The sequence below is a fragment of the Achromobacter sp. CF-sbj1-Ac2-l genome, assembly GCF_052698165.1.
In genome coordinates, this window is sequence record NZ_CP199855.1 from 3,494,976 (window position 1) to 3,521,138 (window position 26,163).

At 70.2% G+C, this 26,163-nt stretch carries 21 protein-coding genes; 8 read left to right on the forward strand and 13 right to left on the reverse strand.

Going from position 1 to position 26,163, the window contains the following annotated elements; all coding sequences use genetic code 11:
- The first annotated feature begins 17 nt into the window (after positions 1-17).
- Genes ACUDCK_RS15865 through ACUDCK_RS15885 form a run of 5 tightly spaced genes read left to right on the forward strand, consistent with a single transcriptional unit; the run spans position 18 to position 5,745 of the window.
- Positions 18-1,091 (forward strand): 2,5-dihydroxypyridine 5,6-dioxygenase, encoded by a 1,074-nt coding sequence (locus tag ACUDCK_RS15865; protein WP_175166886.1) that lies wholly within the window; start codon positions 18-20, stop codon positions 1,089-1,091.
- The gene (locus ACUDCK_RS15870) at positions 1,088-1,732 is read left to right on the forward strand and encodes an N-carbamoylsarcosine amidohydrolase (protein ID WP_175166885.1); all 645 of its coding nucleotides are present in this window, start codon (positions 1,088-1,090) and stop codon (positions 1,730-1,732) included. The genes ACUDCK_RS15865 and ACUDCK_RS15870 overlap by 4 nt, the downstream gene beginning before the upstream one ends.
- Before the next feature lie 29 nt (positions 1,733-1,761).
- Positions 1,762-4,062, forward strand: coding sequence for a xanthine dehydrogenase family protein molybdopterin-binding subunit (locus tag ACUDCK_RS15875; RefSeq protein ID WP_175166884.1), 2,301 nt, complete (start codon positions 1,762-1,764; stop codon positions 4,060-4,062).
- Positions 4,059-5,093, forward strand: a complete 1,035-nt coding sequence (locus ACUDCK_RS15880; RefSeq protein WP_175166883.1) for an XdhC family protein — start codon at positions 4,059-4,061, stop codon at positions 5,091-5,093. The genes ACUDCK_RS15875 and ACUDCK_RS15880 overlap by 4 nt, the downstream gene beginning before the upstream one ends.
- A 7-nt stretch (positions 5,094-5,100) precedes the next feature.
- Positions 5,101-5,745 carry an NTP transferase domain-containing protein gene (locus ACUDCK_RS15885; RefSeq protein ID WP_064528896.1) on the forward strand — a complete coding sequence of 215 codons (645 nt, stop codon included), beginning with the start codon at positions 5,101-5,103 and terminating at the stop codon, positions 5,743-5,745.
- Between the two features lie 19 nt (positions 5,746-5,764).
- On the opposite strand, the gene ACUDCK_RS15890 is transcribed toward ACUDCK_RS15885, so the two are convergent.
- Positions 5,765-7,051 carry a cystathionine gamma-synthase family protein gene (locus ACUDCK_RS15890; protein WP_175166882.1) on the reverse strand — a complete coding sequence of 429 codons (1,287 nt, stop codon included), beginning with the start codon at positions 7,049-7,051 and terminating at the stop codon, positions 5,765-5,767.
- 230 nt (positions 7,052-7,281) lie between these two features.
- On the opposite strand from ACUDCK_RS15890, the gene ACUDCK_RS15895 reads away from it, so the two are divergent.
- Positions 7,282-7,710 (forward strand): Lrp/AsnC family transcriptional regulator, encoded by a 429-nt coding sequence (locus tag ACUDCK_RS15895; protein WP_054502371.1) that lies wholly within the window; start codon positions 7,282-7,284, stop codon positions 7,708-7,710.
- A 39-nt stretch (positions 7,711-7,749) separates the two neighbouring features.
- On the opposite strand, the gene ACUDCK_RS15900 is transcribed toward ACUDCK_RS15895, so the two are convergent.
- The 10 genes from ACUDCK_RS15900 to ACUDCK_RS15945 all read right to left on the reverse strand — a co-directional run bounded on the left by ACUDCK_RS15900 (position 7,750) and on the right by ACUDCK_RS15945 (position 19,723).
- Complete coding sequence (locus tag ACUDCK_RS15900; protein WP_054502370.1) at positions 7,750-8,793, reverse strand: response regulator; 1,044 nt, start codon at positions 8,791-8,793, stop codon at positions 7,750-7,752.
- A gap of 34 nt (positions 8,794-8,827) precedes the next feature.
- Positions 8,828-9,844: a chemotaxis response regulator protein-glutamate methylesterase gene (locus ACUDCK_RS15905; RefSeq protein WP_054502369.1), complete on the reverse strand. Its 1,017-nt coding sequence runs from the start codon at positions 9,842-9,844 to the stop codon at positions 8,828-8,830.
- Complete coding sequence (locus tag ACUDCK_RS15910; protein ID WP_175166881.1) at positions 9,841-12,102, reverse strand: hybrid sensor histidine kinase/response regulator; 2,262 nt, start codon at positions 12,100-12,102, stop codon at positions 9,841-9,843. The genes ACUDCK_RS15905 and ACUDCK_RS15910 overlap by 4 nt, the downstream gene beginning before the upstream one ends.
- Positions 12,099-12,764 carry a chemotaxis protein CheW gene (locus tag ACUDCK_RS15915; protein ID WP_054502367.1) on the reverse strand — a complete coding sequence of 222 codons (666 nt, stop codon included), beginning with the start codon at positions 12,762-12,764 and terminating at the stop codon, positions 12,099-12,101. The genes ACUDCK_RS15910 and ACUDCK_RS15915 overlap by 4 nt, the downstream gene beginning before the upstream one ends.
- The gene (locus tag ACUDCK_RS15920) at positions 12,757-14,103 is read right to left on the reverse strand and encodes a CheR family methyltransferase (RefSeq protein ID WP_175142724.1); all 1,347 of its coding nucleotides are present in this window, start codon (positions 14,101-14,103) and stop codon (positions 12,757-12,759) included. The genes ACUDCK_RS15915 and ACUDCK_RS15920 overlap by 8 nt, the downstream gene beginning before the upstream one ends.
- The gene (locus ACUDCK_RS15925) at positions 14,100-14,636 is read right to left on the reverse strand and encodes a chemotaxis protein CheW (protein WP_054502365.1); all 537 of its coding nucleotides are present in this window, start codon (positions 14,634-14,636) and stop codon (positions 14,100-14,102) included. Before ACUDCK_RS15925 ends, ACUDCK_RS15920 begins: the two co-directional genes overlap by 4 nt.
- Positions 14,637-14,642: 6 nt before the next feature.
- A complete protein-coding gene (locus ACUDCK_RS15930; RefSeq protein WP_054502364.1) occupies positions 14,643-16,262 on the reverse strand; it encodes a methyl-accepting chemotaxis protein in 1,620 nt (539 codons plus the stop codon).
- Between the two features lie 197 nt (positions 16,263-16,459).
- A complete protein-coding gene (locus ACUDCK_RS15935; RefSeq protein ID WP_175166880.1) occupies positions 16,460-17,932 on the reverse strand; it encodes an amidase in 1,473 nt (490 codons plus the stop codon).
- Between the two features lie 176 nt (positions 17,933-18,108).
- Entirely contained in the window at positions 18,109-18,615 is a 507-nt protein-coding gene (locus tag ACUDCK_RS15940; RefSeq protein ID WP_054502362.1) for a PaaI family thioesterase, read from the reverse strand.
- 223 nt (positions 18,616-18,838) lie between these two features.
- Positions 18,839-19,723 carry a LysR family transcriptional regulator gene (locus tag ACUDCK_RS15945; protein WP_116792417.1) on the reverse strand — a complete coding sequence of 295 codons (885 nt, stop codon included), beginning with the start codon at positions 19,721-19,723 and terminating at the stop codon, positions 18,839-18,841.
- Between the two features lie 172 nt (positions 19,724-19,895).
- Here ACUDCK_RS15945 and ACUDCK_RS15950 point away from each other — a divergent pair, with 172 nt between their 5' ends.
- On the forward strand, positions 19,896-21,425 hold the full coding sequence (locus ACUDCK_RS15950) for an MFS transporter (protein ID WP_175166879.1): 1,530 nt from the start codon (positions 19,896-19,898) through the stop codon (positions 21,423-21,425).
- 173 nt (positions 21,426-21,598) lie between these two features.
- Entirely contained in the window at positions 21,599-22,003 is a 405-nt protein-coding gene (locus ACUDCK_RS15955) for a group III truncated hemoglobin (RefSeq protein ID WP_064528918.1), read from the forward strand.
- A 102-nt stretch (positions 22,004-22,105) separates the two neighbouring features.
- On the opposite strand, the gene ACUDCK_RS15960 is transcribed toward ACUDCK_RS15955, so the two are convergent.
- Both ACUDCK_RS15960 and ACUDCK_RS15965 read right to left on the reverse strand, forming a co-directional pair.
- The gene (locus ACUDCK_RS15960) at positions 22,106-24,376 is read right to left on the reverse strand and encodes an ATP-dependent DNA helicase (protein WP_064528916.1); all 2,271 of its coding nucleotides are present in this window, start codon (positions 24,374-24,376) and stop codon (positions 22,106-22,108) included.
- Positions 24,373-26,133 (reverse strand): VRR-NUC domain-containing protein, encoded by a 1,761-nt coding sequence (locus ACUDCK_RS15965; protein WP_175166878.1) that lies wholly within the window; start codon positions 26,131-26,133, stop codon positions 24,373-24,375. Before ACUDCK_RS15965 ends, ACUDCK_RS15960 begins: the two co-directional genes overlap by 4 nt.
- Positions 26,134-26,163: the final 30 nt, after the last annotated feature.

Sequence of the window (26,163 nt, forward strand, 5' to 3'; positions counted from 1 at the left end):
CCGGACAGGAGTCCGCCATGCCCGTCAGCGACATCGACCTGATCCGCGCCTGGAAACAGGTGCTCACGCTTTCCCGCCTCGAAGCCGGCCAGACCGTGACCGTGCTCACCGGCGCCGACACCCATCCGCAGACGCTGCGCTGCGCCATCGCCGCCGCCGGCGACATGGGCGCGCGCGTCAACCGCCTGGATCTGCCGCCGGTCAACGGCGAGAAATCCCTCAGCCGCGACTCGCTGGCCTACCTGGGCACCACGCCGCTGACCGGCAACCCCGCCGCCATCGCCGCGCTCAAGGCCAGCGACCTGGTGCTGGACCTGATGACGCTGCTGTTCTCGCCCGAGCAGCACGAGATCCTGCAGGGCGGCACCAAGATCCTGCTGGCGGTCGAGCCGCCCGAGATCCTGTGCCGCCTGGTGCCGACCGAGGCCGACCGCGCCCGCGTGCGCGCGGCCGCCGCGCAAATCGCCGAGGCAAGCCAGATGCGCATCACCTCCCGGGCCGGCACCGACCTGCAATGCCGCCTGGGCAGCTTTCCGGCGATATCCGAATACGGCTTCGTCGACGAACCGGGGCGCTGGGACCACTGGCCCAGCGGCTTCGTGCTGACCTGGCCCGACGAGGGCCACAGCAACGGCCAGGTGGTGCTGGACCGCGGCGACATCCTGCTGCCGATGAAGGACTACGTCACCGACCCGATCACCCTCACCATGGAACGCGGCTACGTCACCCGCATCCAGGGCGGCCTGCAAGCCGAGGTGCTGCGCGACTACATGGCTTCGTATGAAGACCCGGAAGCGTACGCCGTCTCGCACATCGGCTGGGGCCTGCAGCCGCGCGCGCACTGGTCGATGCTGGGCCACTACGGCAAGGAGACCCACATCGGCATGGACGCCCGCGCCTTCGAGGGCAACTTCCTCTGGTCCATGGGGCCCAACAACGAGGCCGGCGGCCAACGCACCACCGCCTGCCACATCGACATCCCGATGCGCCATTGCACCGTGACGCTGGATGATCGCGCCGTCGTCATCGACGGCGTGGTGCAGGACGAACCCGGGCTGGCGCGCGCCGCCCGCCGCAAGGAGCTGGCATGACCACCACCGTTCCCGCCGGGGATATCTCGGCCTATGCCCGCCAGGGCTTCGGCACGCCGCTGCCGCTGAAGGCGCCGTTCGGCCTGCTCATCATCGATTTCGTCAACGGCTTTGCCGACCCCGGCGTGTTCGGCGGCGGCAACATCCCGCAGGCCATCGAGCGCACCCGGACGTTGCTGGCGCATGCGCGCGAACAAGGGTGGCCCGTGGCCCACAGCCGCATCGTGTTCTCGGACGACGACGCCGACAGCAACATCTTCTGCCTGAAGGTGCCGGGCATGCTGACCCTGAAGGAAGACAGCCACAACAGCGCCATCGTGCCGCAACTGGCGCCCGCGCCCGGCGAGTACGTGGTGCGCAAAAGCACGCCGTCGGCGTTCTACGGCACCATGCTGGCGCCGTGGCTGGCGCAGCGCGGCGTGCAGACGCTGGTGGTGGCCGGCTGCGTCACCAGCGGCTGCGTGCGCGCCAGCGTGGTCGACGCCATGCAGGCCGGTTTCCGGCCGCTGGTGGTGTCCGACTGCTGCGGCGACCGCGCGCTCGCGCCGCACGAGGCCAACCTGTTCGACATGGCGCAGAAGTACGCCGCCGTCATGCCGCTGGATCAGGCGCTGGCCGACATCGGCGCGCTGGCGGCATAATCCTCGATCGGCCCGCATCGCCTTCGCCCATGAACCTGCCCCATCCCCGCGCGCTGCACGACGCGCTGCTGACCCACCCCAGCGCGCTGCTGGTCGTGCGCGCGCCGACCGCGCCGCCTCGTCCGGCGCCCGGGCAGCCGGGTGTCGTTTCGGATTACGTGCAGGACACGCCCGAGGTCTTCGTGGCGGTGCTGGCCGATGATGCCGCGCCGGACGGCTGGCGCGCGCTGGCCTTCAACGGTCACGTCGACCTGGGCACCGGCATCCGCACCGCGCTGGCGCAGATCGTGGCCGAGGAACTGCACGTGCCGATGGCGCGGCTGGAAATGGTGCTGGGCCACACCAACGCCACCCCCAACCAGGGGCCCACCATCGCCAGCGCCAGCATCCAGATCTCGGCCGCGCCGTTGCGCCGCGCCGCCGCCCAGGCGCGCGAGCGCCTGCTGGCGCGGGCCGCGCGGCAATGGGGCGTGGCGGCGGACACGCTGCGCCTGCGCGACGGCGTCGTGCGTCCCGCCGATGCGGGCGACGAACGCGCCCTGCACTACGGTCAACTGGTGCAGGGCCAGCACACCCGGCTCGAGCTGGCCACCGATGATTCCCAGGTGCGGCTCAAGCCGGCCCGCGACTACACCGTGGTCGGCAGCGCGGTCGCGCGCGTCGACATTCCGGCCAAGGCCACCGGCGAACTGAGCTTCGTGCACGACGTGCGCGTGCCCGGCATGCGCCACGGCCGCGTGGTGCGCCCGCCGCACCCCGGCCGCGACGCCGGCGACTTCATCGGCCGCTGCCTGATCAGCGTCGACAGCGATTCCGTCGCGCACCTGCCGGGCCGCATCCAGGTGGTGGTGCAAGGCGATTTCATCGGCGTGGTGGCCGACCGCGAGGAACAGGCCGAAGCCGCCATGCGCGCGCTCAAGGTGCGCTGGAAGCCGGTGCCGCCCGCGCCCGTGCTGGATGACCTGGCCAGCGCCATCCGCGCCAACCCCGCGCGCCGCCGGCTGCTGCTGGAGGAAGGCGACGTCGAGGCCGCCTGTGCCGCCGCCCCCGTGCACCTGCGCCGCACCTACGTCTGGCCCTACCAGATGCACGCGTCCATCGGGCCCTCATGCGCGGTGGCCGACCATCGCGACGGCCGCCTCACCGTGTGGGCCGGCACGCAGAATCCGCACATGCTGCGCGCTGACCTGAACCGCCTGCTCAAGCTGGGCGAGGACCGCATCGAGATCATCCGCATGGAGGCCGCCGGCTGCTATGGCCGCAACTGCGCCGACGACGTCTGCGCCGACGCCGCGCTGCTGTCGGCCGCCGTCGGCGCGCCGGTGCGGGTGCAACTGATGCGCGACCAGGAACACCAGTGGGAACCCAAGGGCACGGGCCAACTCATGGACGTGGCCGCCGCGCTGGACGACGAGGGCCAACTGCTGGCCTATGATTTCGAGGTGCGCTATCCGTCCAACGACGCGCCGTTGCTGGCGCTGCTGCTGACCGGCGCCGTGCCGGGCGAGCCGCGCGTGCTGGAAATGGGCGACCGCACCGCGGTCCCGCCCTACCGCTATGCCAGCCGGCGCATCGTCTGCCACGACACCGCGCCGCTGGTGCGCGCCTCGTGGCTGCGCGGCGTCTCGGCGCTGCCCAGCTCGTTCGCGCACGACTGCATGATCGACGAGCTGGCCGAGGCGGCCGGGGCCGACCCGGTCGCGTTCCGGCTCAGGCACCTGGACGACACGCGCGCCATCGCGCTGCTGGAGGCGACCGCGGCGCGCGCCGGCTGGCGTGAACGAACGCCCGGCAGCCGCGGCACGCCCGATGCCGACGGCCGCCTGCATGGCCGTGGCGTGGCCTACGCGCGCTACGTGCACAGCAAGTTCCCCGGCTTCGGCGCCGCCTGGGCCGCCTGGATCATCGATCTGAGCGTGGACCCCGTCAGCGGCCGCATCACCCTCTCGCGCGTGGTCGTCGGCCAGGACACCGGCATGATCGTCAACCCCGATGGCGTGCGCCACCAGATCCATGGCAACATCAACCAGACCCTGAGCCGCTGCCTGCTCGAGCGCGTGCAGTTCGACGCGGCCGGCGTGGCCAGCCGCGAATGGGGCGGCTATCCCATCATCGGTTTCAAGGACCTGCCGCCCATCGACGTGCTGCTCATGCCGCGCCAGGACCAGCCGCCCATGGGCGCTGGCGAATCCGCCTCGGTCCCCGGGCCGGCGGCCATCGCCAACGCCCTGTTCGACGCCACCGGCAAGCGCTTCCATCAGGCGCCCTTCACGCCCGACGTGGTGCGCGCCGTCCTCGCCCATCCAGACCGCTCCCCGAGGTCCGCATGATTGATATCGACACCTTGGTCCTGCAGCAGGCCGCGCAATGGCAGTGTGACGGCGTGCCCGCGTGGCTCGTCACCGTGGCGCGCACGTGGGGCTCGGCGCCGCGGCCGCCGGGCGCGCTGATGGCCCTGAACGCCCGCGGCGAGGTCGCCGGCTCGGTGTCCGGCGGCTGCATCGAGGACGATCTGGTGGCGCGCGTGCGCGCCGGCGCGGCCCCGGCGGCGCGGCCCGAGGTGCTGCGCTACGGCGTGCACGCCGACCAGACGCGCCAGTTCGGCCTGCCCTGTGGCGGCACCCTGGAATTGGTGATGGAGGCCATCGGCCCCGCCAGCCAGTTGCCGGCGCTGCGCGATCACTGCCTGCGCCGCGACTGCATCGAGCGCGAACTGGACCTGGCCACCGGCGCCGTCAGCCTGCGCCCCGGCCCCGCCGACGGCCTGCCGCGCCTGACGGCCGCCACCTTCACCTCGCATTTCGGCCCGTCGGTGCGGCTGATCGTGATCGGCGCCGGTGACACCAGCGCCTACCTGTGCCAGATCGCGCTGACGCTGGGCTTCGAGGTCATCGTGTGCGATCCGCGCGATACCCAGTCGCCAGCCTGGACGATGCCGGGCGCGGTTCACAGCCGCGAGATGCCCGACGACCTGATCCTGCGCCTGCGGCCCGACCGCCGCACCGCCGTCATCGCGCTGAGCCACGATCCCAAGCTCGACGACCTGGCGTTGATCGACGCCTTGCAGTCGCAAGCGTTCTACGTCGGCGCGATCGGCTCGCGCCGCAACAGCGACGCGCGCCGGGCGCGGCTGCGCGAGCATTTCGACTTGAGCGCCCCCGACCTGGCGCGATTGCGCGGCCCCGCCGGCGTTTACATCGGCAGCAAGACGCCCGCCGAGATCGCGCTCTCCATCATGGCCGAGATCGTCGCCGCCAAGAACGGCGTGGCGCACGGCGCGCTCGACAGCGTGGCCGCCGGCAAGACGCGCGACGGCGTCCGGATGGCCCCCGTCGACCTGGCCGGCGCCTGCTCCACCTGATCGCGTCATGCCCGCCCCGATCGCCGCCATCATCCTCGCCGCCGGGCGGGGATCGCGGCTGGGCGGCCGCGCCAAGCCGGCGCTGCGCATCGACGGGGTGAGCCTGCTGGAACGGCTGGCCCGCAGCCTGCGCGAGGCGGGCGTCGCGCCGGTGCGCGTCGTCATCGGCCCCTACGCGGACGTCCTGGCGCCGCTGGCGCAACGCGCCGCGATCACGCCGCTGGCTCAGGCGCGGCCGGACGCCACGCTCGCCGACTCGCAGCGCCTGGCGCTGCGCGAACACGCCCGCGCCCATCCCGACCATGACCTGCTGCTGGTGCTGGCCGACCTGGCCCTGCTCGACGCGAGCGCCATCGCCGACCTGCTGGCGCAATGGCGCGCCTGCGCGCCGGGCACCGACAGCCTGCGTCCGCGCATCGACGGCGCGCCCGGCCATCCGCTGCTGCTGTCGGCCGCCGCGGCGCGCGCCGCCGACGCGCTGCCGGCCGGCGTCGGCTTGCGCCAATGGCTGGACCCACGCAGCGGGCGCCATGCCGTCTTCGACAGCGCCAACCGCGCCTACATCACCGACCTGGACACGCCCGCCGACCTGGCGGCGCTGCGCGACGCGCTGGCGCCGGCGCGCGTCGACTGGCCGCCCGAAACGGCCTGACGCCGCCCGCCGCCGCGCCTCAGGCCACGCTGCGCATGGCCTGGTCCATGTCGGCGATCAGGTCTTCCTCGTGCTCCAGGCCAATGGAAATGCGGATCAGCCCTTCGGACACCCCCGCCGCGTCGCGCTCGGCCGCCGGCACGCCCGAGTGGGTGGTCGAGGCCGGATGGCACACCAGCGACTCGGTGCCGCCCAGGCTCACCGCCGACTTGAACAGACGCAGCGCATTGATGAAGCGGAACGCCTTGGCGCGGCCGCCGTCGAGCACGAAAGCGAAGGTCGAGCCCGGGCCGGTGCACTGGCGCTTGTAGACCGCCTGGTAGGCCTCGTCGGCGATGAGCTCGGGGTGATAGATGCGCACCTTCTCGTGCGGATTGCCGGCCAGCCACTGCGCCACGCGGGTGGCGCTGCGCGCGGCCTGCTTCATGCGCAGCACCACGGTCTCCATCGAGCGCGTGATCATCCAGCACGAATGCGGATCGAGCTGCGAGCCGAAGGCGCTGCGAATGGCCCGCACCTTCTTGATCAGGTCCTTGGCGCCAGTGACCGCGCCAGCCACCAGGTCGCTGTGGCCGCCCACGTACTTGGTCAGCGAATACACGCACAGGTCCACGCCATGCTCGGCCGGCTTCTGGAAGATCGGGCCCAGCAGCGTGTTGTCGCACACCGATATCGGGCGGTAGCCGTGGCGCGCGGCGAACGCGTCGAGCTCGGCCTTCATGGCCTGGAAGTCGATCAGCGCGTTGGTCGGATTGGCCGGCGTTTCCACGTAGAACAGCTTGACCGGCCCCTTGGCCGCGGCCGCTTCCAGCGCCTCGCGCATGCTCTGCGCCGACAGGCCGTCGTGGATCGGATGCGAGCCGATGCCCCATTCCGGGAAGATCTTCGCGATCAACGTCTCGGTGCCGCCATACAGCGGCACCGACTGCACCAGTTGGTCGCCCGGGCGCAGGAACGCCAGGAACACCGCGCTGATCGCCGACATGCCGCTGGAGGTCACCGCGGCATCCTCCGAGCCGTCAAGCAGCGACAAGCGGTCTTCGACGATTTCCAGGTTGGGATGATTGAAGCGGCTGTAAACCAGCCCGGCCGACTCGCCCTGCGGCAGCGGCTTGCGGCCCGACACCAGGTCGAAGAACTCGGCGCCGTCCTCGGCCGAACGGAAGGCGAAGGTCGAGGTGAGGAACACCGGCGGCTTGACCGCGCCCTCGGACAGGAACGGATCGAAGCCGTACGACATCATCTGCGTTTCGGCGTGCAGCGGACGGCCGGAGATGTCTTTCTTGTGATAGCTGGAATAACTCATGGCGTGCCTCTCGATGGGGGAAGTGCGGCCTACCTGACGGCGATATCACGGATTCGGACACGATAGCGCCGCCGGCCAGGGCATGCAGGGAGTATGGGCGCGTCCGGCCACAATATTCTTTCCATTTCTGCTTCAGGAATCGGATAATGGGAAATATCGTTTCCCACAGCATTGAAACCATGAAAGAGACTGCCTTGTTACATCAACTTGACGCGATCGATTGGAAAATCATGAAAATCCTTCAAGAAGATGGCCGCCTCTCCAACGCCGAACTGGCCGAGCGCGTGTCGCTGTCGGCCTCGCCCTGCTGGAAGCGCCTCAAGCGCCTGGAAAGTTCGGGCGTCATCCGCGGCTACCAGGCCATCCTCGACCGCCGCGCGCTCGGCATGGGCGTGGTGGCGTTCGTCAGCATCTCGCTGGACAACCACACCGAGAAAACCTGCCACGCGTTCGAGGCGGCGGTGGCCGCCATGCCCGAAGTGCTGGCCTGCCACAACACCACCGGCCAGCACGACTACCTGCTGCACATCGTGGCGCGCGACTTCGACGCCTATTCCGAATTCGTGCGCAACCGGCTGCGCACGCTGCCCGGCGTGAAGGAACTGCTCAGCACGCTGTCGATGCACGAAGTGAAGTCGTCGACCAAGCTGCACCTGTGATGCGGACCCGCGGTCGAGAAACCCCAATCGCAAGGCGTGTCAGGAAGCGTCGGGCGTATCCGCGGCGGACGGCATCGGTCCCTGCACCACGCGGTTGCGGCCCTGGTTCTTGGCCTGATAGAGGCCGCGATCGGCCACCTGGATCAGGTCGGTGCACGGCTGGTCGGCGGCCGGCACGGCGGTGGCGGTGCCGATGCTGACGGTCAACCAGGGGCCGCCGTTGGTGTCCTTCTGCGGAATCTGCATGGCCTCGACGGCGCGGCGCAGCTTCTCGGCGGCCAGGCGCGCGCTGCCCGCCGGCGTGCCCGGCAGCACCAGCGCGAACTCCTCGCCGCCAAACCGCGCGGCCAGGTCGGTGGAGCGGTCGCAACTGGCGAAGATGGTGTTGGCCACGCGCTTGAGCGCCTCGTCGCCGGCGATGTGGCCATAGGTGTCGTTGTAGGACTTGAAATGGTCCACGTCGATCATCAGCATGCTGATTTCACGGCCATCGCGGCGCGCGCGCAGCCATTCGGCGTTGAGGTATTCGTCGAAATAGCGGCGGTTGCCCAGCCCGGTCAGGCCGTCGGAATTGGTCAGGCGGCGCAGCTCCATATTGCTTTCCAGCAACTGCTGCTGGCTCTGGCGCAGCGCCTGGTAGGCTTCGTCGCGCTGCACCAGCGCCAGGTACGAGCGCGAGTGGTAGCGGATGCGCGCGACCAGTTCGATCGAATCGGGCAGCTTCACCAGGTAGTCGTTGGCGCCGGCGGCGAACGCCGCGCTCTTGATGGCCGGATCTTCCTTGGTCGACAGCACGATGATGGGAATGTCGCGCGTGACCGGATGGTTGCGGTATTCCTGCACCAGGCTCAGGCCGTCCACGCCCGGCAACACCAGATCCTGCAGGATCACGGTGGGCCGCGTCTGCACCGCGACGGTCAGCGCCTTGTACGGATCCGAGCAATAGTGGAAGTCGATGTTGCCCTCCATCGCCAGGGCCCGGCGGATGGCCTCGCCAACCATGACCTGATCGTCCACCAACAGCACCATGGCCGCGTGCGAGTTCAGGTCGGCCGAGGCCGGGCTGTCAATGGGAGGGTGCATAGCGTCTTCCTTGATTTCTACTTTGTCCGCCGGCTCAGGCAAACGCCTGGATCAAGCGGGGTGCGATCGTGTCCAACGGACGGATTTCAACGGCGGCCTGCATGGCGGCGGCCGCCTTGGGCATGCCATAGACCGCGCTGGTGGCCTGATCCTGGGCGATGGTCAGGCAGCCGCGCTCGCGCAGCGCCTTCAGGCCGCGCGCCCCGTCCTGCCCCATGCCCGTCAGCAGCACGCCCACGGCCAGACCGCGCCAGTGCTGCGCGACGCTATGGAAAAATACATCAATAGAGGGTCGGTACAGGCTTTCTTTAGGATTCTCGGTGTAACGCAGCGTACCATCGGCCAGCAGGTGCAGATGGTCGTCGGTGCCGGCCAGCAGCACCTGCCCCGGCGCCGGCCGTTCGCCTTCGCGCACCAGCCGCACAGGCAGGGCAATCTGGTCGTTGAGCCAGTCCGCCATGCCGGCCGCGAACGAGGCGTCCACGTGCTGCACCAGCACGATGCCGGCGGGAAAGCCGACCGGGATGTCGCGCAGCAGTTGCGCCAGCGTCGAGGGACCGCCGGCCGACGCGCCGATCACCAGCAGGCCCTGCGACGGGTCGGCGTGCGCGGCGGCCCGGGGCACCGGGCTGAGCGCGGTGCGATTGGCGCCATAGCGGCCGATCAGCCAGCCGATATTGCGGATCTTGCGCAGCAGCGGCGCGGCCGCGCTGCGCAGGTCGGCCCCGCCCACCACCGGCGTGTCGGCGGCGTCCAGCGCGCCATAGCCCATGGCGTCGAACACCCGCGCGGTATGGCGCGCCACGTCAACTGTGACCACCACGATGGCGCAGGGCGATTCAGCCATGATGCGGCGGGTGGCCTCGACCCCGTCCATGACCGGCATGATGAGGTCCATCAGCACCACGTCGGGCCGGTCCAGGGCGCACTGTTCGACGGCCTCCTGGCCATTGGAAGCGACCCACGCCACTTCCAGCCCCGGTTCCAGCGCGATGACGCGCCTGAGGGTTTCCACCGCCATCTGAAGATCGTTGACGATTCCGATTCTCACGTCCGCGCCTTTCCGATCAGGTCTTCCACGGCGTCCAGCAAGGCGTCGTCGTGGAAACTACCCTTGGCCAGATAATAGTCGGCGCCCGCATCCAGCCCGCGCCGCCTGTCTTCCTCGCGATCCTTGTAAGACACTACCATCACCGGCAGGCTTTGCAACTTGGGATCTGCCTTGATGCGCGACACCAGCTCGATGCCGTCCATCCGCGGCATGTCGACGTCGGTCACGACCAGGTCGAAGGCCTCGTTGCGCAGCATGTTCCAGCCGTCCATGCCGTCCACCGCCACCGCCACCTCGAACCCCCGGTTCAGCAGCAGCTTGCGTTCCAGCTCGCGCACCGTCAGCGAATCGTCCACCACCAGCACGCGCTTGCGGCGGCGCGCCTGCGCCACCGGACCGCCGCCGTCCACCCTGGCAAGGCGGCCGCCCTCGACCAGCTTCTGCACCGACAGCAGCATGTCCTCGACGTCCAGGATCAACAGCGGCGTGCCGTCGTCCATCAGCGAGCCGGCCATCACGTCCTGCACCTTGCCCAGGCGCGGATCGAGCGGCTGCACCACCAGCGTGCGCTCGCCCACGTAGCGGTCCACGGCGATCCCGTAGAGCCGGTCATGGTCGCCCACCACCACCACCGGCAGCGTCTCGGCGGCCGGCGCCGGCTCGCCGGAATGCAGGATCTGGCGCGCCGACACGAGGCCGATCTGGCGGTCCATGAAGCGGAAATGCTGGTGTCCTTCGAGTTGCTCGATGTCCTGGGCCCGCACCTGCAAGGCGTGGCTGACGTAGGCCAGCGGAAACGCGTAGATATCGCCCTGCACCTCGACCAGCAGGCTGCGCACCACCGACAGCGACAGCGGCATCTCCAGCACGAAGCGCGTGCCCTGCCCGGTCTGCTGGTGAATGCGCACCGCGCCGCGCAGTTGCCGCACCATGGTCTGCACCACGTCCAGCCCGACCCCACGGCCCGAGATCTCGGTGACCTCGCCGCGCGTGCTGAAGCCGGACAGGAACAGGAATTCCAGCAGCTCGGCCTCGCTCAGGCGGGCGGCGGTCTCGGCGTTGGTCAGCTTCCGCTGCACCACCTCGACCCGCAGACGGTCCAGCGAGATGCCCGCGCCGTCGTCGCTCAATTCGATCAGCAGCATGCCGGCGGCATGGCGCGCCGACAGCCGGATGCGGCCTTCGGCGGGCTTGCCGGCGTCGAGCCGGTCCATCGGCATCTCGATGCCGTGATCCACCGCGTTGCGCAACAGGTGCATCAGCGGCGCGTCCAGCTTGTCGAGGATGTCGCGGTCCACCTGGGTCGAATCGCCCTCGATCTCCAGGCGCACCTGCTTGCCCAGCGAGCGGCCCAGGTCGCGCACCATGCGCGCCATGCCGCCCAGGCCGTCGCCGAACGGCCGCATGCGGCAGGCCAGCGCGGTGTCGTACAGGCGCTGCGCCAGATGGCCCATGCGCCAACCGAACTCGTCGACCTCGCCGGCGCGCTGGATCAGCTCCTGCTGGCAGGCCTGGACGATGCGCTGCGCGTCGTCCAGCGCGGCCTGGCCACGGGCGTCCACCTGCACGCCGGCCAGCGCCGCGCGCAGGCTGTCCAGGGCCTGGCTGGCGCCCGATTGCAGGCGCCGCAGCCGCAGCATCGAAGCGCTGAACGGCGCGATCCAGTGCGATTCGACCAGCGTCTCGCTGGACAGGCCGAGCAGTCTGTTGAGCGTGTCGGCCGTGACGCGCAGCACCCGCTCGCCCTCGCCCAGCGCCTGGTCGGAACTGCGGCGTCCGGGCGGCGGCGCCGGCGGCGGATCGTCGGGCTGGTGGATCGGCGGCAGGAAATCCGAAGGCTTGGGCGCGCGCTCGACCACCGGCGCGGCCGGCGGTGCATTGGGGGCATTGGACAGCCGCGCCACCAGCTCGTCGATGGCGTCGCCCAGCTCGGCGCCGGGCGTGGCGACCCGTTGCAGCAGGTCCGTGCCTTGCAGCAGCGCGTCGATGTCGGCGGCCTGCAGCCGCAGGCGCCCTTCCTGCGCCGCCACCAGGCAGTCTTCCATGGCGTGCGCGATGCGCACCGCCGGATGCAGATCGACGATGCGGGCCGCGCCCTTGAGCGAATGGGCCGCGCGCATGCAGGCCTCGAGCTGCGCGGCCGAGGTCGGATCGTGTTCCAACGCCAACAGGCCGTTGTTCAGCACTTGCACCTGGTTGCGGGTTTCCAACTGGAACAGCTCCAGCAGGGAGGCATCGCGCATCTGGTCCGGGTTCACGCCAGGCTCCGTTCCAATGCTTGCATCAACAGGGTCTCGTCCAGCACCCCGACACTGCGGGCGCCGCAACGAACGACCCCGCGCGAGTACTTCAGGCTGGCCCCCTCGAGCGTGGCCGGCAGCGTTTCCAGCGCCTCCAGGTCCACGCTGTGGATGCCTTCCACTTCATCGACCGGCAGCACCACCGCGCGGCCCGCGCCGCCGAAGATCAGCATGCGCGCCGCGGCGGGCCGCTCGCGGCCGTTGTCGACCGCCGCGCCGTCCAGGCCCAGCAGACGAACCAGCGAGACGCAGACCGTGAGCGTGCCGCGCACGTTCGTCACGCCCAGCACCGCGGGGTCGCGCCGGTGCGGCAGCGACAGGATGGCGCGGGTGCCGGCCACCTCATCCAGCGTCCTGGTCGGCAGGCCCAGCCATTCGCCCTGCAGGCGGAACACCAGCAGCGACGACAATCGCGCCTGGACCTTGGGCGCCGCGCCGTCCTCGGGCGTGTCGATCTGCGGCGGCAGGCGGTCGAGGATGCGCTTGGCCGCGCCGGCATACACCGGACAATTGCGGCAATGGACGTACTCGGGCAGGCGCTCGCAGCGCTTGTCGCCGCGGCTGCCGATACGGTTCCAGCAGTCGTCCACTTGCGCCAGGCTGGCCAGGAAATCACTCACGGCGGGCCTCCTGGCGCGCGGCGCGCGCCTGCAGTCGGCGGGCGCCTTCCGCGTCGCCCTCGGATTCGACCAGCGCGGCCAGGTGCAGCAGCGCCTCGCGATGGGTCGGGTCCAGGTACAGCGCCTTGCGATAGGCCGCCTGGGCCTGGCGCGTGTCGCCGCCCGCGTCCTGCAGCAGGCCCAGCAGGTACAGCGCTTCGGCGCTGGCGTCATGCTCGGCAAGGTGGGCTCGGCACCGGGCCATGGCTTCCTGCACCCGCCCCTGGTCGGCCAACACCGCGATGGCGCGCAAGGCGGTCTTGATATCCGCGCCGGCCGGCAAGCCGGCAGGCGACGGGCGTGACGCGGACGGCGACGGCGCGGCGGCGCGCGCGCCTGCTGCCGGCGCCTGGGCGCCCGGCGATGAGGTCGACATCCGAGGCGGCGTTGGAGCCGGTATTTGCGTCGGCAGGCGGGCGGATGCGTGGCCCGATGCAGCGGCAGGCATCTGCCCCGCCAGCGACCGAGGCGCGGGCGGCGTCCAGGCCGCCGCCGGTTCCGCCGGTTCGGCGTGGAAGGCGAAGGCGCGCGCCAGCGGCACCGCCGGCAGGCGCCGCCCGGTCATCAGGCTGGTCTCGGCCGGCCCCACGAACAGCACGCCGTCGCGGCGCGCGAAGCCCTTGAGCAGCGCCACCGCCCGCTCCTGCGTGGCGGCGTCGAAGTAGATCAGCAGATTGCGGCAGAACACGAAATCGTAGGGCGGCACGTTCGGCAGCAGATGCGCGTCGAACAGGTTGCCCGACAGAAAACGCACCCGCGCCATCACCGCGTCGGCCAGTTGGTGGCCGTCGGCGGTCTCGGTGAAGTAGCGGTCGCGATATGACAGGTTGTCGCCCCGGAACGAATTGCGGCCATAACAGCCGCGCCGGGCAAACTCGACCATGCGTTCGCTGATGTCCACCGCGTCGATCTGGAAGCGGGCGGGCGGCACCCCCGCGTCGAGCAGCGCCATGGCGATGGAATACGGCTCTTCGCCGCTGGAACAGGGCACGCTCAGCACGCGCAGCGCACGCGCCTCGGCCCCCGGGGCGAACAGGCGCTCGCGCGCCAGCGTCGCCATTGCCGCCTGCGATTCCGGATAGCGGAAGAACCAGGTCTCCGGCACGATCACCGCCTCGATCAACTGTTGCATCTCGGCCGGCGAGGTCTGCAGGCGCGCCAGGTATTCCTGCTCGTCGTCGCTGCCCACCGCCTGCATGCGGTGGCGCACCGCCCGCTCGATCGCGGCGCTGCCGATGGAGCCGCTGTCCAGCCCCATCTTGCGCTTGAGCACCGCGCTGAAGGCATCCACCCCTGTCATGCCCGGGCTCCTTCGTATGACGTCGATCCTGACGGGAACAGCAGCGTGCGCACCGCGTCGGGCAACAGGTCGGCCACCCTCACCGCCTGCACCATGCCACGGCCGTCGCTCAGCACCGGCCCCAGGTAGCGCGCCTGCGGCGTCTCCAGGCCGGAAGGCTGGAACGCCGCCGGATCATAATGCGCGGTCTCGGTGGCCTGCTCCAGGATCAGCCCCAGCGGGCGTTCATCGGCCGCGCCCGCGGGCCGGTAGCGCACCAGCGCCAGCCGCGTGCTGGTCACCAGCGTCGCCGCGCCGGCGCCGGCCAGCGCGCTCAGGTCGATGGCCGGCACGGCCACGCCGCGGCAGTCGAACATACCGGCCACCCAGGACGGCGTGCCCGGCACCTGCTTGAACGTGCGCATGCCCAACACCTCGATCACGTCGGCGGCGTCCAGCGCATAGCGGTCCGCGGCGATGCGGAACAGCAGGTACAGCCGGCGCCCGGCGGTGGCGCCAGCGGCCGCGAAAGGGATCGGGGCCTGCTCGGACATGGCGCGTCAGACCTTGAAGCGCGACACGCCGCTGCGCAGGTCGTTGGCCACCAGCGTCAGTTCCTCGATCGCCAGGCTCGACTGGCGTAGCGATTCCACCGTCTGCTGCGCGGCGTCGCTCAACTGCTGCAGCGCCTGATTGATCTGTTCGGCGCCCGTGGCCTGCGCCTGCATGCCCTCGTTGACCATCAGCACCCGCGGCGCCAGCGTCTGCACCTGCTGGATGATCTGCGACAGTTGGTCGCCCACCTGCTGCATATCGGCCATGCCGCGCCGTACCTCCTCCGAGAACTTGTCCATGCCCATCACGCCGGCCGACACCGACGACTGGATCTCGCGCACCATCTGCTCGATGTCGTAGGTGGCCACGGCGGTCTGGTCCGCCAGGCGCCGGATCTCGGTCGCCACCACCACGAAGCCGCGGCCATATTCGCCGGCCTTTTCGGCTTCGATGGCGGCATTCAGCGACAGCAGGTTGGTCTGGTCAGCCACTTTCGTGATCGTGGTGACCACTTGCGTGATATTGCCGGCCTTCTCGTTCAGGATGGCCAGCTTGGCGTTGACCGAGCCGGCCGCGCCGACCACGTTGCGCATGGTGTCTTCCATTCGCGCCAGGCCGACCTGGCCGCTGCCGGCCAGCGACGCGGTCTGCTCGGCGGCGTTGGACACCTCGGTCATGGTGCGCACCAGCTCGCGCGACGTCGCCGATATCTCGCGCGAGGTCGCGCCGATCTCGGTGGTGGTGGCCGCCACTTCCGACGCGGTGGCCTGCTGCTGCTTGGAGGTGGCCGCGATCTCGGTCACCGAGGTGGCCACCTGCACCGCCGAGCGCTGGGTCTTGCCGACCAGTCCGGTCAGCTCGTCGACCATGCCATTGAAGCCGCTCTCGATCGTGTTGAACTCGTCCTTGCGCGACAGCGTCAGGCGGCGCGTCAGGTCGCCGCCGCCGGTGGCTTCCAGCGTCTTGACGATGCTGCGCATGGGATTGACGATGGCGCGCATCAACAGGATGCCGCAGATCACCGCGGCGATGACCGCCAGCCCCAGCGACGCCAGCATGCCGACCTCGGCCTTGTCCACCGCCCGCTGGATGCCGATGGCGGATTCATCGGCCTGCTGCTTGTTGGCCGCCACCATGTTGGCCAGCACGTCGCGCCCCAGGTAGAACGCCGGACGCAGGTCGGCCTTGATCTTGGCCTGCGCGCGGACGGGATCGGTCGACACCGCCGGGTCCAGGATCTCCGCCCGGATGCGCATGTAGGCCTGCAGCGTCTTCTCGAATTCCTCGAACATGCGCTGGTCTTCGCCGCGCAGCACCGTGCGGCGGTACTGGTCGATGTTCTCCTGCAACTGCTGGTCGCTGCGCGGCAGGGCCGCCAGCGCGGCGCGGCGCTCCTGCTCCGTGTCGGTATTGAAAGCGTCCTGCACCGCCACGAACCCGGCGAACCAGGAGGCGCGGATCGAGGTGCTGTAGTAGATGCCGGGCACGGCGTCGGTGTTGATCGACCTGGCCTCGGCCTCGACCTGCAGCAGCCGCTGGTAATCGACCACCACCATCAAGCCCATGATGGCCAGGATCACCAGGAAGCTGGCGATGATGCGCTCGCGTAGTGTCAGATTCTTCATACCGGAGGACGCCCCATTCATGACCAGATGTGGAAATAATCGACAATTATTGCAAAGGCGAGCCCTGTCAGCTACGGAAAAACAGGGCAAACCCGCAATTCCGTCCCCGCTTCGTCGGGAAAATGCCAAGCCCGGTTACACGGGCTTGTGTTTTCGTGTGACAACGCGTAGCGGACAGCCGCAAGCCGGCGCCCGCCCTAGCGCCACAAGCCCTGCGGCGGACGCGCCTGGACCCAGTCGCGCACCTGCTCATGGGCGCGTGCCAGTTGCAGCACCGCCAGGTCGCCGCGCGGCGGCCCGATCAACTGCATTCCCATCGGCAGCCCGGCGGCGCCGAACCCCACGGGCACGCTGATGACCGGGCAGCCGGCCAGCGTCCAGGGCGTGACGATCTCCATCCAGCGGTGGTAGGTATCCATGGCGCGCCCGGCGATCTGCCGGGGCCAGTCCAGTTGGGCATCGAACGGGAACACCTGCGCCGACGGCACCGCCAGGTAGTCCACCTCCTTGAAGATGCCGAGCACGGCCTGGTACCAGGCGCTGCGCTCCTCGGTGGCCTGGTAGACCTGTCGCGCGGTCATGCCGTCCAGCCCCTCGACCTCCCAGATCAGCGCCGGCTTGACCAGCTTGCGGGTTTGCGGATCGTTCACCAGCGCATGGAACTGCCCGCCCACCATCAGATGGCGGTGCGCCAGCCAGATGCGCCAAAGCCGATCGCCGTCGAACGGCACGCGGTAATCGTCCACCTGGCAGCCGGCCGCCCCCAGATCGGCCAGCGCCTGGACGCACAGATCCAGGATGCCCGGCTCCATCGCCAGATAGCCGTTCCAGTCGCCCAGCCAGCCGATGCGCCGGCCGCGCAGGTCGGCTTCCAGCGGCTGCGCGAATACGGCCGGATCGTCGCCCAGCGACAGCGGCACGCGCGCATCGGGCCCCGCCATCACCGCCAGCATCCGCGCCACGTCGCGCGGCGTGCGGCCCATCGGGCCTTCATACGACAGTTGCTTGAGGAACACCTCGCTGGACGGGCCAAACGGCACCCGCCCCGCCGACGGCCGCATGCCGTACACGTTGCAGAAGGCCGCCGGGTTACGCAGCGAGCCGCCAAAGTCGCTGCCATCGGCCACCGGCAGCATGCGCGCGGCCAGCGCCGCCGCCGCGCCGCCGCTGCTGCCGCCCGCGCTCTTGGAGACGTCATAGGGATTGACCGTGGTGCCATAGACCTGGTTGTAGGTGTGCGAGCCCAGCCCGAACTCCGGCACGTTGGTGCGGCCGATGAAAATGGCGCCAGCCGCGCGCATGCGCTCGACCACGATGGAGTCGTGGCCCGTCACCTGGTCCTTGAACACCAGCGAACCCATCGAGGTCACCATGCCGCGCACCGCCGTCAGATCCTTGGGCGCCTGCGGCATGCCGTGCAGCCAGCCCAGCCACTGCCCCGCCGCCAACTGCGCGTCGCGTTCGTCGGCCTCGCGCAGCAGCTCCCGCGGCTCGCGCCGCGCGACCAGCGCATTGAGCTTGGGGTTGACCGCGTCGATATGGCGCAGATAAGCGGTCATCACTTCGCGGCACGACACGCGCCGCTGGCGGATCGCGTCCGACAGCGCGTGGGCGGGCATGGCCACGATATCGTCCAGGCTGCCGGCGGCCGCCGGGATGGCTGCATTCATGGTGTTGTCTCCTCTTTTTGCTTTGCAGGCCGACGATACTACGCCAGCCAGGCGCGCTAGCGCAGCAAGAGCCGGGCCATGCCGCGCGGGCAGCGGCCATGCGCTGCCCCGCGCCCTTCAGGACGGCGCAGACCGCCGCGACCGCGCCGGTCTGCGCCGCGACTCGCCGCGCCGAGTCAGGCCGCCGGCCGCGCGAACACCAGCAGCGTCGAGGTCGCCGACGCCAGCAGGCGCCCCTCGGCATCGGTCAGCTTGGCCTCGGCGTACGCCACCCGCTGGCCGAACGACAGCACCCTGCCCTCGGCCCGCAGCCGGCCGCTGTGGCGCGTGATGGCCTTGTGATAGGCCACCTTGAGCTCCAGCGTGGTGTAGGCCTGTTCGGCCGACAGGCGCGAATGCACCGCGCAGCCGCAGGCCGAGTCCAGCAGGGTCGCGGCATAGCCGCCATGCACCGTACCGATCGGGTTGTAGGCGTGCGGGCCGGGCGTGCCGGCGAACACCGCCAGGCCTTCCTCGGCCTCGACGAAATCGAAATCCAGCGACACCAGGATGCCCGGCTTGCGGCCCGAGGCCAGCAAGGCGCGCAGTTGCGCCAGGCCATCCAGGCCGGCGCCGGTCTGGTCGACCAGGCTGGGCTCGCGTTGCGGTGAGGCGCTGCCGGCGGGAGTCGAAGCGGAAGTCATGCGCGGTTCTCCTGAAGGGGAAACATCGTCGAGGGCGAATATGACGAACATCATATATCAAGCCAGGAACGGGGCGGATTGCCCGGCGGCTGGGCCGCCTCCGGGGTGCCAGGGTTCGTGCCTGGACGGCTGGACTGCTGGCGGCCTTCGATCGGCAGTCCGGTTGTGGCGGGCGAGCCTGGCGCCGGGAATTCCGGGCTTGGGCTCGCCTGGCAGACCCCTCTCAGGGAAACAACTGCTGCGCCAGGTGATCGACGAACACGCGCAGCTTGGGCGACGGATGGCGGCTGGCGGGCCACACCGCCCACATGGTCGCATTGCCCCGGGTGCGTTCGTCCAGCACCGTCACCAGCTTGCCCGCGGCCAGCTCTTGCCGGACGGTGAAATCCGGCAGGCAGACGATCCCCAACCCGCCCAGCGCCAGGAAGATGCGGGTCTCGACGCTGTTGCAGACCAGCGTCAGCGGCAATTCGGGCGCGGGCGCGCCGGCCGCCGTCTTCAGCGGCCATTGCTCCAGCTTGCCGGTGCTGGGATAGCGATAGTGCAGGCAGCAATGGCCCAGCAGGTCGGCGGCGCGGCGCGGCGTGCCATGCCGCGCCAGGTAATCGGGCGAGGCCGCCAGGATGCGGCGGAACGGCCCCAGGCGGCGGCGCTTCAGGCCGGAATCCTGCATCTCGCCGGAGCGCACCACGGCATCGTAGCCCTCGCCGATCACGTCGACCATGCGATCGGTGAAATCCAGGTCCAGCCGCACCTGCGGATACTGCTTCATGAAGGTGGCGATGGCGGGCTCGAACAGCCGGCTGTAGCGCGGCAGGCTGACGCGCAGCCGGCCGCTGGGCGTGCCGGCGGCCTCCGACAGTTCGAGCTCGGCGGCCTCGACCTCGCACAGGATGCGGCGGCAGCGCTCCAGGAATTTCTCGCCCTCCGGGGTCAGGGTGATGTGGCGCGTGCTGCGGTGGAACAGCCGCACTTTCAGGTGCGCCTCCATCCGCGCCACGCTCTTGCCCACCGCCGACGGCGACACGCCCAGCACCCGCCCCGCCTCGGCAAAGCTGCGCGTGTCCGCCACCAGCACGAAAACGCCGATACCACTCAGGCTGTCCATGCCAATTTCCTTCAATACGGACATATATGTCCGGAATATTCGGAATCCTAGCCTATTTTTCTTTTATCAGAGGCTGCCTATCCTGCCGGCATTGCGTTCCATGGCGCCCCGTCCAGGCGCCGCGCTCGCCCATTTTCTGTTTGCCCACCCGGCTTCGCGCCGCTCTACCGACATGACCCCATCGCATCCCTCTCCCGCCTCCAATCGCTGGCTGCAACTGCTGGCGGCCTGCCTCACAGCCGTGCTCATTCCCCTGTGCTTCACCGGCCCGGCGGTGGTCCTGCCGTCGATCAGCCAGGCGCTGGGCGGCACGCCCGTGCAACTGAACTGGATCCTCAACGGCTACATCCTGGCCTACGGCAGCGTCATCATGGTGTCCGGCAGCCTCACCGACCTGTATGGCCCGCGCCGCGTCTGGCTGGGCGGACTGGCCTGGTTCTGCGCCTTCACCTTTCCCATCGCCTGGGCGCCGTCCGCCGGCTGGATCGACTTCCTGCGACTGATGCAGGGCGTGGGCGGCGCCGCCGCGTTCGCCGCGGCCATGTCGTCGCTGGCGCCGCTGTTCCATGGCGCCGCTCGCGCCCGCGCCTTCAGCCTCTTGGGCACCACTTTCGGCATCGGCCTGTCGTTCGGACCGCTGATCTCCGGCTGGCTGGTGCAGACGGCCGGCTGGCGCTGGGTGTTCCACGGCACCGGACTGGTCGGGCTGGGCGGGCTGGCGCTGGTCGCGGCCAGCGTGCGCGCCACCCCGGGCGCGGCCGGCGGCCGCTTCGACTGGCGCGGCGCGCTCAGTTTCACCGGTGCGCTGGGGCTGTTCACCTATGGCATGCTGCTGGCCCCCGAAAACGGCTGGACCGATCCCGCGGTGGCTGGCTCGCTGCTGGCCTCGGCGCTGCTGGGCATCGCCTTCATCCTCGCGGAAACCCGCGCCACGCATCCGATGCTGGACCTGTCGCTGTTCCGCCGCCCGCGCTTTGTCGGCGTGCAGGCGCTGGCGGCCTCCCCCGCGTTCCTGTTCATTGCGCTGATCGCCCTCCTGCCCAGCCGCTTCATCGGCATCGATGGCCACAGCGCGCTGCGCGCCGGCCAGTTGATGATGGGCCTGGCCACGCCGCTGCTGGTGGTGCCGTTCCTGGCCGCGCTGCTGACGCGCCGCTTCAGCCCTGCCGCGCTGTCCAGCACCGGCCTGGTGCTGGCGGCCATCGGCCTGGCCTGGCTGGCCCGCGACCTGGGCGGCAACGCCGACCGGCTGTGGCTGCCGATGAGCCTGATCGGCATCGGCATCGGGCTGCCCTGGGGGCTGATGGACGCCATGGCGGTCAGCGTGGTGGAGCACGAGCGGGTCGGCATGGCCACCGGCATCTTCAATACCGTGCGCGTATCCGCGGATGGGGTGGCCATTGCCGTTCTCAGCGCCCTGCTGGCCACCCTGATCCACGCCCAGGCCGCCGCCGCCCTGCCCGACGCGGGCGCTCCGGCCCTGCTGCAGGCCGCCAACCGCGCCGCCCTCGGACAACTGGACGAAGCAGGCGCGCTGCTGTCCGGCGCCGGCGACCTGCTGCACCATGCCTACGACCAGGCCTTCGGACAGGTGCTGTATGCGCTGGCCGGATTCGCGCTGGCGCTGGCCGTGCTGGTCTACGCCTTGCTGGCGCGGCCCGAGACGGCGCCGATGACGCGGGTGCGGACCCAGGCGCATTGATCGTCGGCCGCAGGGCCCGGGCGCATGGATCGCCGGCCGCATGATCCCCGCGCCCGCGCGCGCCCGGGGCCATGCGGCGGCTTGCGCCAGATCAATCCGTCCTCGCGCAGCCTCGCCCTACTATTCGTGCTGCCGTTTCACGCCGCCAGGAGCCTCCGTTGTCCGAACCCGACCTGCCCGAACCCGACATCTGCACCGAAGCCGAAATCCGCGGCCTGGTGCATACGTTCTACGCCAAGGCCCGCGCCGATGCCGCGCTGGGTCCGGTGTTCGAGGCCCAGGTGCACGACTGGGACGAACACCTGGCGACGCTCTCGGATTTCTGGTCGGCCGTACTGCTTGGCACGCGGCGGTTCACCGGCATGCCCATGCCCAAGCATGCCGCCATGCCGCACCTGAGCGCCGAGCTGTTCGAGCGCTGGCTGGCGCTGTGGGGCGAGACCCTGGCGGCCCTGCCCAACCGCGCGCTGGCCGATGCCGCCGGTGAGATGGCCAAGCGCATGGCGCGCAGCCTGTGGTACGGCTACCAGCTCAGCCGCGACCCGAACCAGCCGCTGACCGAACTGCGCTCGGCCTGAGCGCGGCCCGCGCGCTCAACGCGTCGGCGCGGCCGGCGGCGGCCTGTCCCCTGAACGCCCGCCCCGCGGCAGGCGCGAAGCAGCAATGGGCGGCATCCTCGTTCAATCCACCCGCCACCAGCTCGGCAGCAGGTTGCGCACCTTGGCGCGGCGATAGCGATCGTCGATCAGGTGCACCGTGCCCACGTCCTGCTCGGTGCGGATGACGCGGCCCGCCGCCTGGACCACCTTCTGCATGCCGGGATAGAGATAGGTGTAGTCGTAGCCCTGCGCCTCGCCGTAGCGCCGCTCCATGGCGCGCTTGATGTTCTCGTTGACGGCATTGACCTGCGGCAGCCCCAGCGTGGCGATGAAGGCGCCAATCAGCCGCTTGCCGGGCAGGTCCACGCCCTCGGAAAAAGCGCCGCCGAGGACCGCGAAGCCGACGCCCTGCCCGCTTTCGGTGAAGCGTCCCAGGAAGGCGGCGCGGCCGGCCTCGTCCATGCCTGGCGTCTGCAGCCAGATCGGCACCTGCGGATGGCGCGCGCGCATCAGATCGGCCACCTGCCGCAGATAGTCGAAGCTGCTCAGAAAGCCCAGATAATTGCCCGGCCGGCGCGCGTACTGGTCGGCGATCAGATCAGCGATCGGCTGCAGCGAGCGTTCGCGGTCGCGGTAGCGGGTCGACACATGACCGACCACCTTGACCGCCAGTTGTTCGGCCTGGAACGGCGCGGCCACGTCGATCCACGCGGCCTCGGCCGGCAGGCCCAGGGTGTCGCGATAGAACTGCTGCGGACTCAAGGTGCCCGAGAACAGCACGGTGGCGTGCGCCGCCGCGTGCCGCGCGGCCAGATACGGCGCCGGCACCACGTTGCGCACGCACAGCGTGGACGGCGGCGTCTTGGCGCCGCGCGCCCCGCCTTCGGCCCGCGTCACGTCGAATAGCGCGTGCGGCCCGAACTGCTCGGCCAGCCGCATGAAATGCAGCGCCTCGAAATAGAAGGCCAGCACCGGATCGTCCTGCGCCAGCGGCGCCTCGCCCAGGTAGTCGGTGATGGCGGCCACCGCCTTCTGCACCGCCGCCAGCACACCGGCCGGCGCCTCGTCGTAGGCCTGGTAGGACTCGGCCTGCTTCCTGTTGAGCGCGGTCCAGGAACGCTGCAGGCCGTCCAGCGGCTTTTTCAGGGCTTTGGGCGCGGCCTGGCGCGCCGCCGCCAGCCCAAGTTGGCTCAATTCGCCGGTGTACATGCGGCGCGCGCGGTCGACCAGGTTGTGCGCCTCGTCCACCAGCACCGCCACTTTCCACTGATGCGCCTGCGTCAGCGCGTGCAGCATGGCGGTGGCGTCGTAGTAATAGTTGTAGTCGCCCACCACCACGTCGCTCCAGCGGATCAATTCCTGCGACAGGTAATACGGGCAGACCTGATGCGCGCGGGCCGCCGCGCGCACCGCCGGGGCATCCAGCCGCGGCTGCGACAGCGCCGTCTCGCGCGCGGCGGGCAGGCGGTCGTAGAAGCCCTGCGCCAGCGGGCAGGAATCGCCATGGCAGGCCTTGTCGGGATGCTCGCAGGTCTTGTCGCGCGCCTGCAGGTCCAGCACCCGCAGGCCGGGCGCCGCCGGCTGCGCGTTCAGCGTATCCAGCGCGGCCATCGCCAGCCCGCGCCCCGAACCCTTGGCCGCCAGGAAGAACACCTTGTCCAACCCCGCGCCCGGGGCGGCCCTGAGCAGCGGAAACAAGGTGCCCAGCGTCTTGCCGATGCCGGTGGGCGCCTGCGCCATCAGGCAACGGCCGTCGCGCGCCGTGCGGTACACCGACACCGCCAGCTCGCGCTGGCCGCTGCGGAACTCGCCATAGGGAAACGCCAGCTTCTCCAGCGCCGCGTCACGCGCCTGGCGGTGCGCCAGCTCGGTGCGCGACCACGCCAGGAAGCGTTCGCACTGCTCGTGGAAGAAGGCCGCCAGCCAGGCCGCGTCGCGGGTCTCGACGAGCAGGGTTTCTTCTTCGGTGGCCACGTTGAAGTACACCAGCGCCACGCGGACCTGCGCCAGGCCGCGCGCCTGGCACAGCAGGTGACCGTAGACCCGCGCCTGGGCCCAATGGGCGGCGCGGTGGTTGTCGCGCACGCTGTCGAGCCGGCCGCGGTAGGTCTTGATCTCTTCGACCTGATTGGCCTGCGGGTCGTAGCCATCGGCGCGGCCGCGCACCAGCAGGTTTTCGTATTGCCCGGTCAGCGCCACCTCGGTTTCGTAGGCGGGCCCGCGCCGGCCGGTCACGGCGGCGTGGCCGGCCATGCCCTCCAGGCCGCTGGGCGCGGGCGTGAAGCGCAGATCCAGGTCGCCGGCGCGGGCCGTGAATTCGCAGAGCGCGCGCACCGCCACGGCGTACGTCATGGCGCCGGTCCTTCCGAGGCGGCACGGTGCGTCGAGGCCGGCGGCTGCGATGCGCACGCCGCGTCGCGCCAACTGACATGACAGACGCGCACCGGCATGCCATGCTCGGCGCAGTACGCCAGCCAGCGGATCTGGTTGTCCTGCAGCTTGTCGCCCGGCCCCTTGATTTCGATGAGTTCATAGCCGGGCGCGTCCGGCTGGAAGCGGATCAGGTCGGGCAGCCCCGACCGGTTGGCCTTGACGTCACGCAGCAGCCGCAGGAAAAACAGTTTGAGGTGCGCTGGCGGCAGGTGGTGCAACGCCCGCTCCAGCAGCGCCTCGTCCAGCGCGCCCCAGAACACGAACGGCGATTGCACGCCCTGCTTGGCGGCGTAGCGCTGGCGGATCGTGACGCGGTATTCGCCCGTGTCCAGTTGCGCCAGGCAGGCGGCGAACAGGGCCTCGCGCCGGGCGTGGAAATCAGGTGCGTCCAGGTCGGCCGGCCCGCGCTGGAACGGATGGAAGAATGCGCCCGGCAACGGCGCGAACACCGCCGGCCAGCACAGCAGGCCGAACAGCGAATTGATCAGCGTGTTCTCGACATAATGGACCGGCGCCTCGTCGCGGTGCAGGTGATCGCGCGCCGCGAATTCCACCGCCACCGTCGGCTCGGGCCGCTCCAGCGCCAGGTCGAAACGGCTCACCGGCGCGGCCGCGCCGCGCGGCGCGCCCTGCCCCAGCTTGCGACGCAGGCGCGGCAACATGCGCGCCACGCGTTGGGATTCCTCCTCGCTTTCGGGCCGGGCCTCGGCTTGCAGCGCCAACGCCAGCGCCTCGTCGAAACGCGCCATGCGCTCGTACACGCGGATGCGGCGATGCCTCGCGCCGGGGTAGGCGCACAGCGCGTACACCCGTTGCGCCGCCGCCCAATCCTGGGCCCGCTCGCAGGCCTGGCCCAGGCGCAGCAGCACCTTGGCGCGGCGCTTTTCCAGCCAGGCGTTGCCGCTGGCGCAGTCGGCCACCGCCTGCAACAGCGCATCGACGTCCGGGCCATCATCCAGCGCCCGGCGACAGGCATGCAGGACCAGGTAGCGGTCGACGTCTTCCCGCGCCTGGAAGGCCCGCGAAGAAGGCTCGAACGGCACCGTTTCGTACTGGAACACGCCCAGGTCCGCCAGCACGAACTCTGACCAGTCCTGGTGCAGGTTGCCGAAGAACATCAGGCGCAGGCGTTCGCACAGGTCGGCAACCGCGACGCGCCAGGCCGGATCGAACGGCACCGCCGCGTTGCGGCCGGCCGCAACGACGCGCGTGCCGTCCGCGCCTGCGCGGTCGGGGCCGGCGGCGGGATTCCAGCTCGCATAGGGCTGCGCCTCGGGCTGGCTGGCACGCAGGCGCGCCAGCAGGTCGGCCTTGCGCGCCGCGCCCTTAGGGCGGGAGTCGGCGAACAACCGGTCGAGTTCGGGCCGCGTATGCAGCCCGAACAGTTCGTCCAGCGTCATGGGGGCGTCGGCGTCCAGCCACCCCAGCGTCAGCAACGGGGCGGCGGCCTCGACCGTATCGGGGATTTCCTCGTAGGCCAGGCGGCTGGCGCGGAACCACGGCCCGCGCCGCATCAACATGCGCACCAGCAACGCCTGCGAGGCCTGCGGCAGCGCGGCGAAATCCGACATGAAGCGGCGTTCGCGGGCATCCAGCAGATCCGCGTAGCGCTCACCGACCCACGCAAGCGCGCGCTGGAAATTGTGCAGGTAGTAGTAGCGGTGCGGGGGCAGCATCAGCCGGTCTTGGTAACTGGGTATTTATCC

Bases quoted from the DNA above. Each gene is read 5' to 3' on its own strand.
- ACUDCK_RS15875 (WP_175166884.1), top strand. From the start codon at position 1,762: ATGAACCTGCCCCATCCCCGCGCGCTGCACGACGCGCTGCTGACCCAC.
- ACUDCK_RS15880 (WP_175166883.1), top strand. From the start codon at position 4,059: ATGATTGATATCGACACCTTGGTCCTGCAGCAGGCCGCGCAATGGCAG.
- ACUDCK_RS15900 (WP_054502370.1), bottom strand. From the start codon at position 8,793: ATGCACCCTCCCATTGACAGCCCGGCCTCGGCCGACCTGAACTCGCAC.
- ACUDCK_RS15890 (WP_175166882.1), bottom strand. From the start codon at position 7,051: ATGAGTTATTCCAGCTATCACAAGAAAGACATCTCCGGCCGTCCGCTG.
- ACUDCK_RS15935 (WP_175166880.1), bottom strand. From the start codon at position 17,932: ATGAATGCAGCCATCCCGGCGGCCGCCGGCAGCCTGGACGATATCGTG.
- ACUDCK_RS15965 (WP_175166878.1), bottom strand. From the start codon at position 26,133: ATGCTGCCCCCGCACCGCTACTACTACCTGCACAATTTCCAGCGCGCG.
- ACUDCK_RS15920 (WP_175142724.1), bottom strand. From the start codon at position 14,103: ATGACAGGGGTGGATGCCTTCAGCGCGGTGCTCAAGCGCAAGATGGGG.
- ACUDCK_RS15925 (WP_054502365.1), bottom strand. From the start codon at position 14,636: ATGTCCGAGCAGGCCCCGATCCCTTTCGCGGCCGCTGGCGCCACCGCC.
- ACUDCK_RS15865 (WP_175166886.1), top strand. From the start codon at position 18: ATGCCCGTCAGCGACATCGACCTGATCCGCGCCTGGAAACAGGTGCTC.
- ACUDCK_RS15870 (WP_175166885.1), top strand. From the start codon at position 1,088: ATGACCACCACCGTTCCCGCCGGGGATATCTCGGCCTATGCCCGCCAG.
- ACUDCK_RS15940 (WP_054502362.1), bottom strand. From the start codon at position 18,615: ATGACTTCCGCTTCGACTCCCGCCGGCAGCGCCTCACCGCAACGCGAG.
- ACUDCK_RS15950 (WP_175166879.1), top strand. From the start codon at position 19,896: ATGACCCCATCGCATCCCTCTCCCGCCTCCAATCGCTGGCTGCAACTG.
- ACUDCK_RS15930 (WP_054502364.1), bottom strand. From the start codon at position 16,262: ATGAAGAATCTGACACTACGCGAGCGCATCATCGCCAGCTTCCTGGTG.
- ACUDCK_RS15895 (WP_054502371.1), top strand. From the start codon at position 7,282: ATGAAAATCCTTCAAGAAGATGGCCGCCTCTCCAACGCCGAACTGGCC.
- ACUDCK_RS15960 (WP_064528916.1), bottom strand. From the start codon at position 24,376: ATGACGTACGCCGTGGCGGTGCGCGCGCTCTGCGAATTCACGGCCCGC.
- ACUDCK_RS15885 (WP_064528896.1), top strand. From the start codon at position 5,101: ATGCCCGCCCCGATCGCCGCCATCATCCTCGCCGCCGGGCGGGGATCG.
- ACUDCK_RS15945 (WP_116792417.1), bottom strand. From the start codon at position 19,723: ATGGACAGCCTGAGTGGTATCGGCGTTTTCGTGCTGGTGGCGGACACG.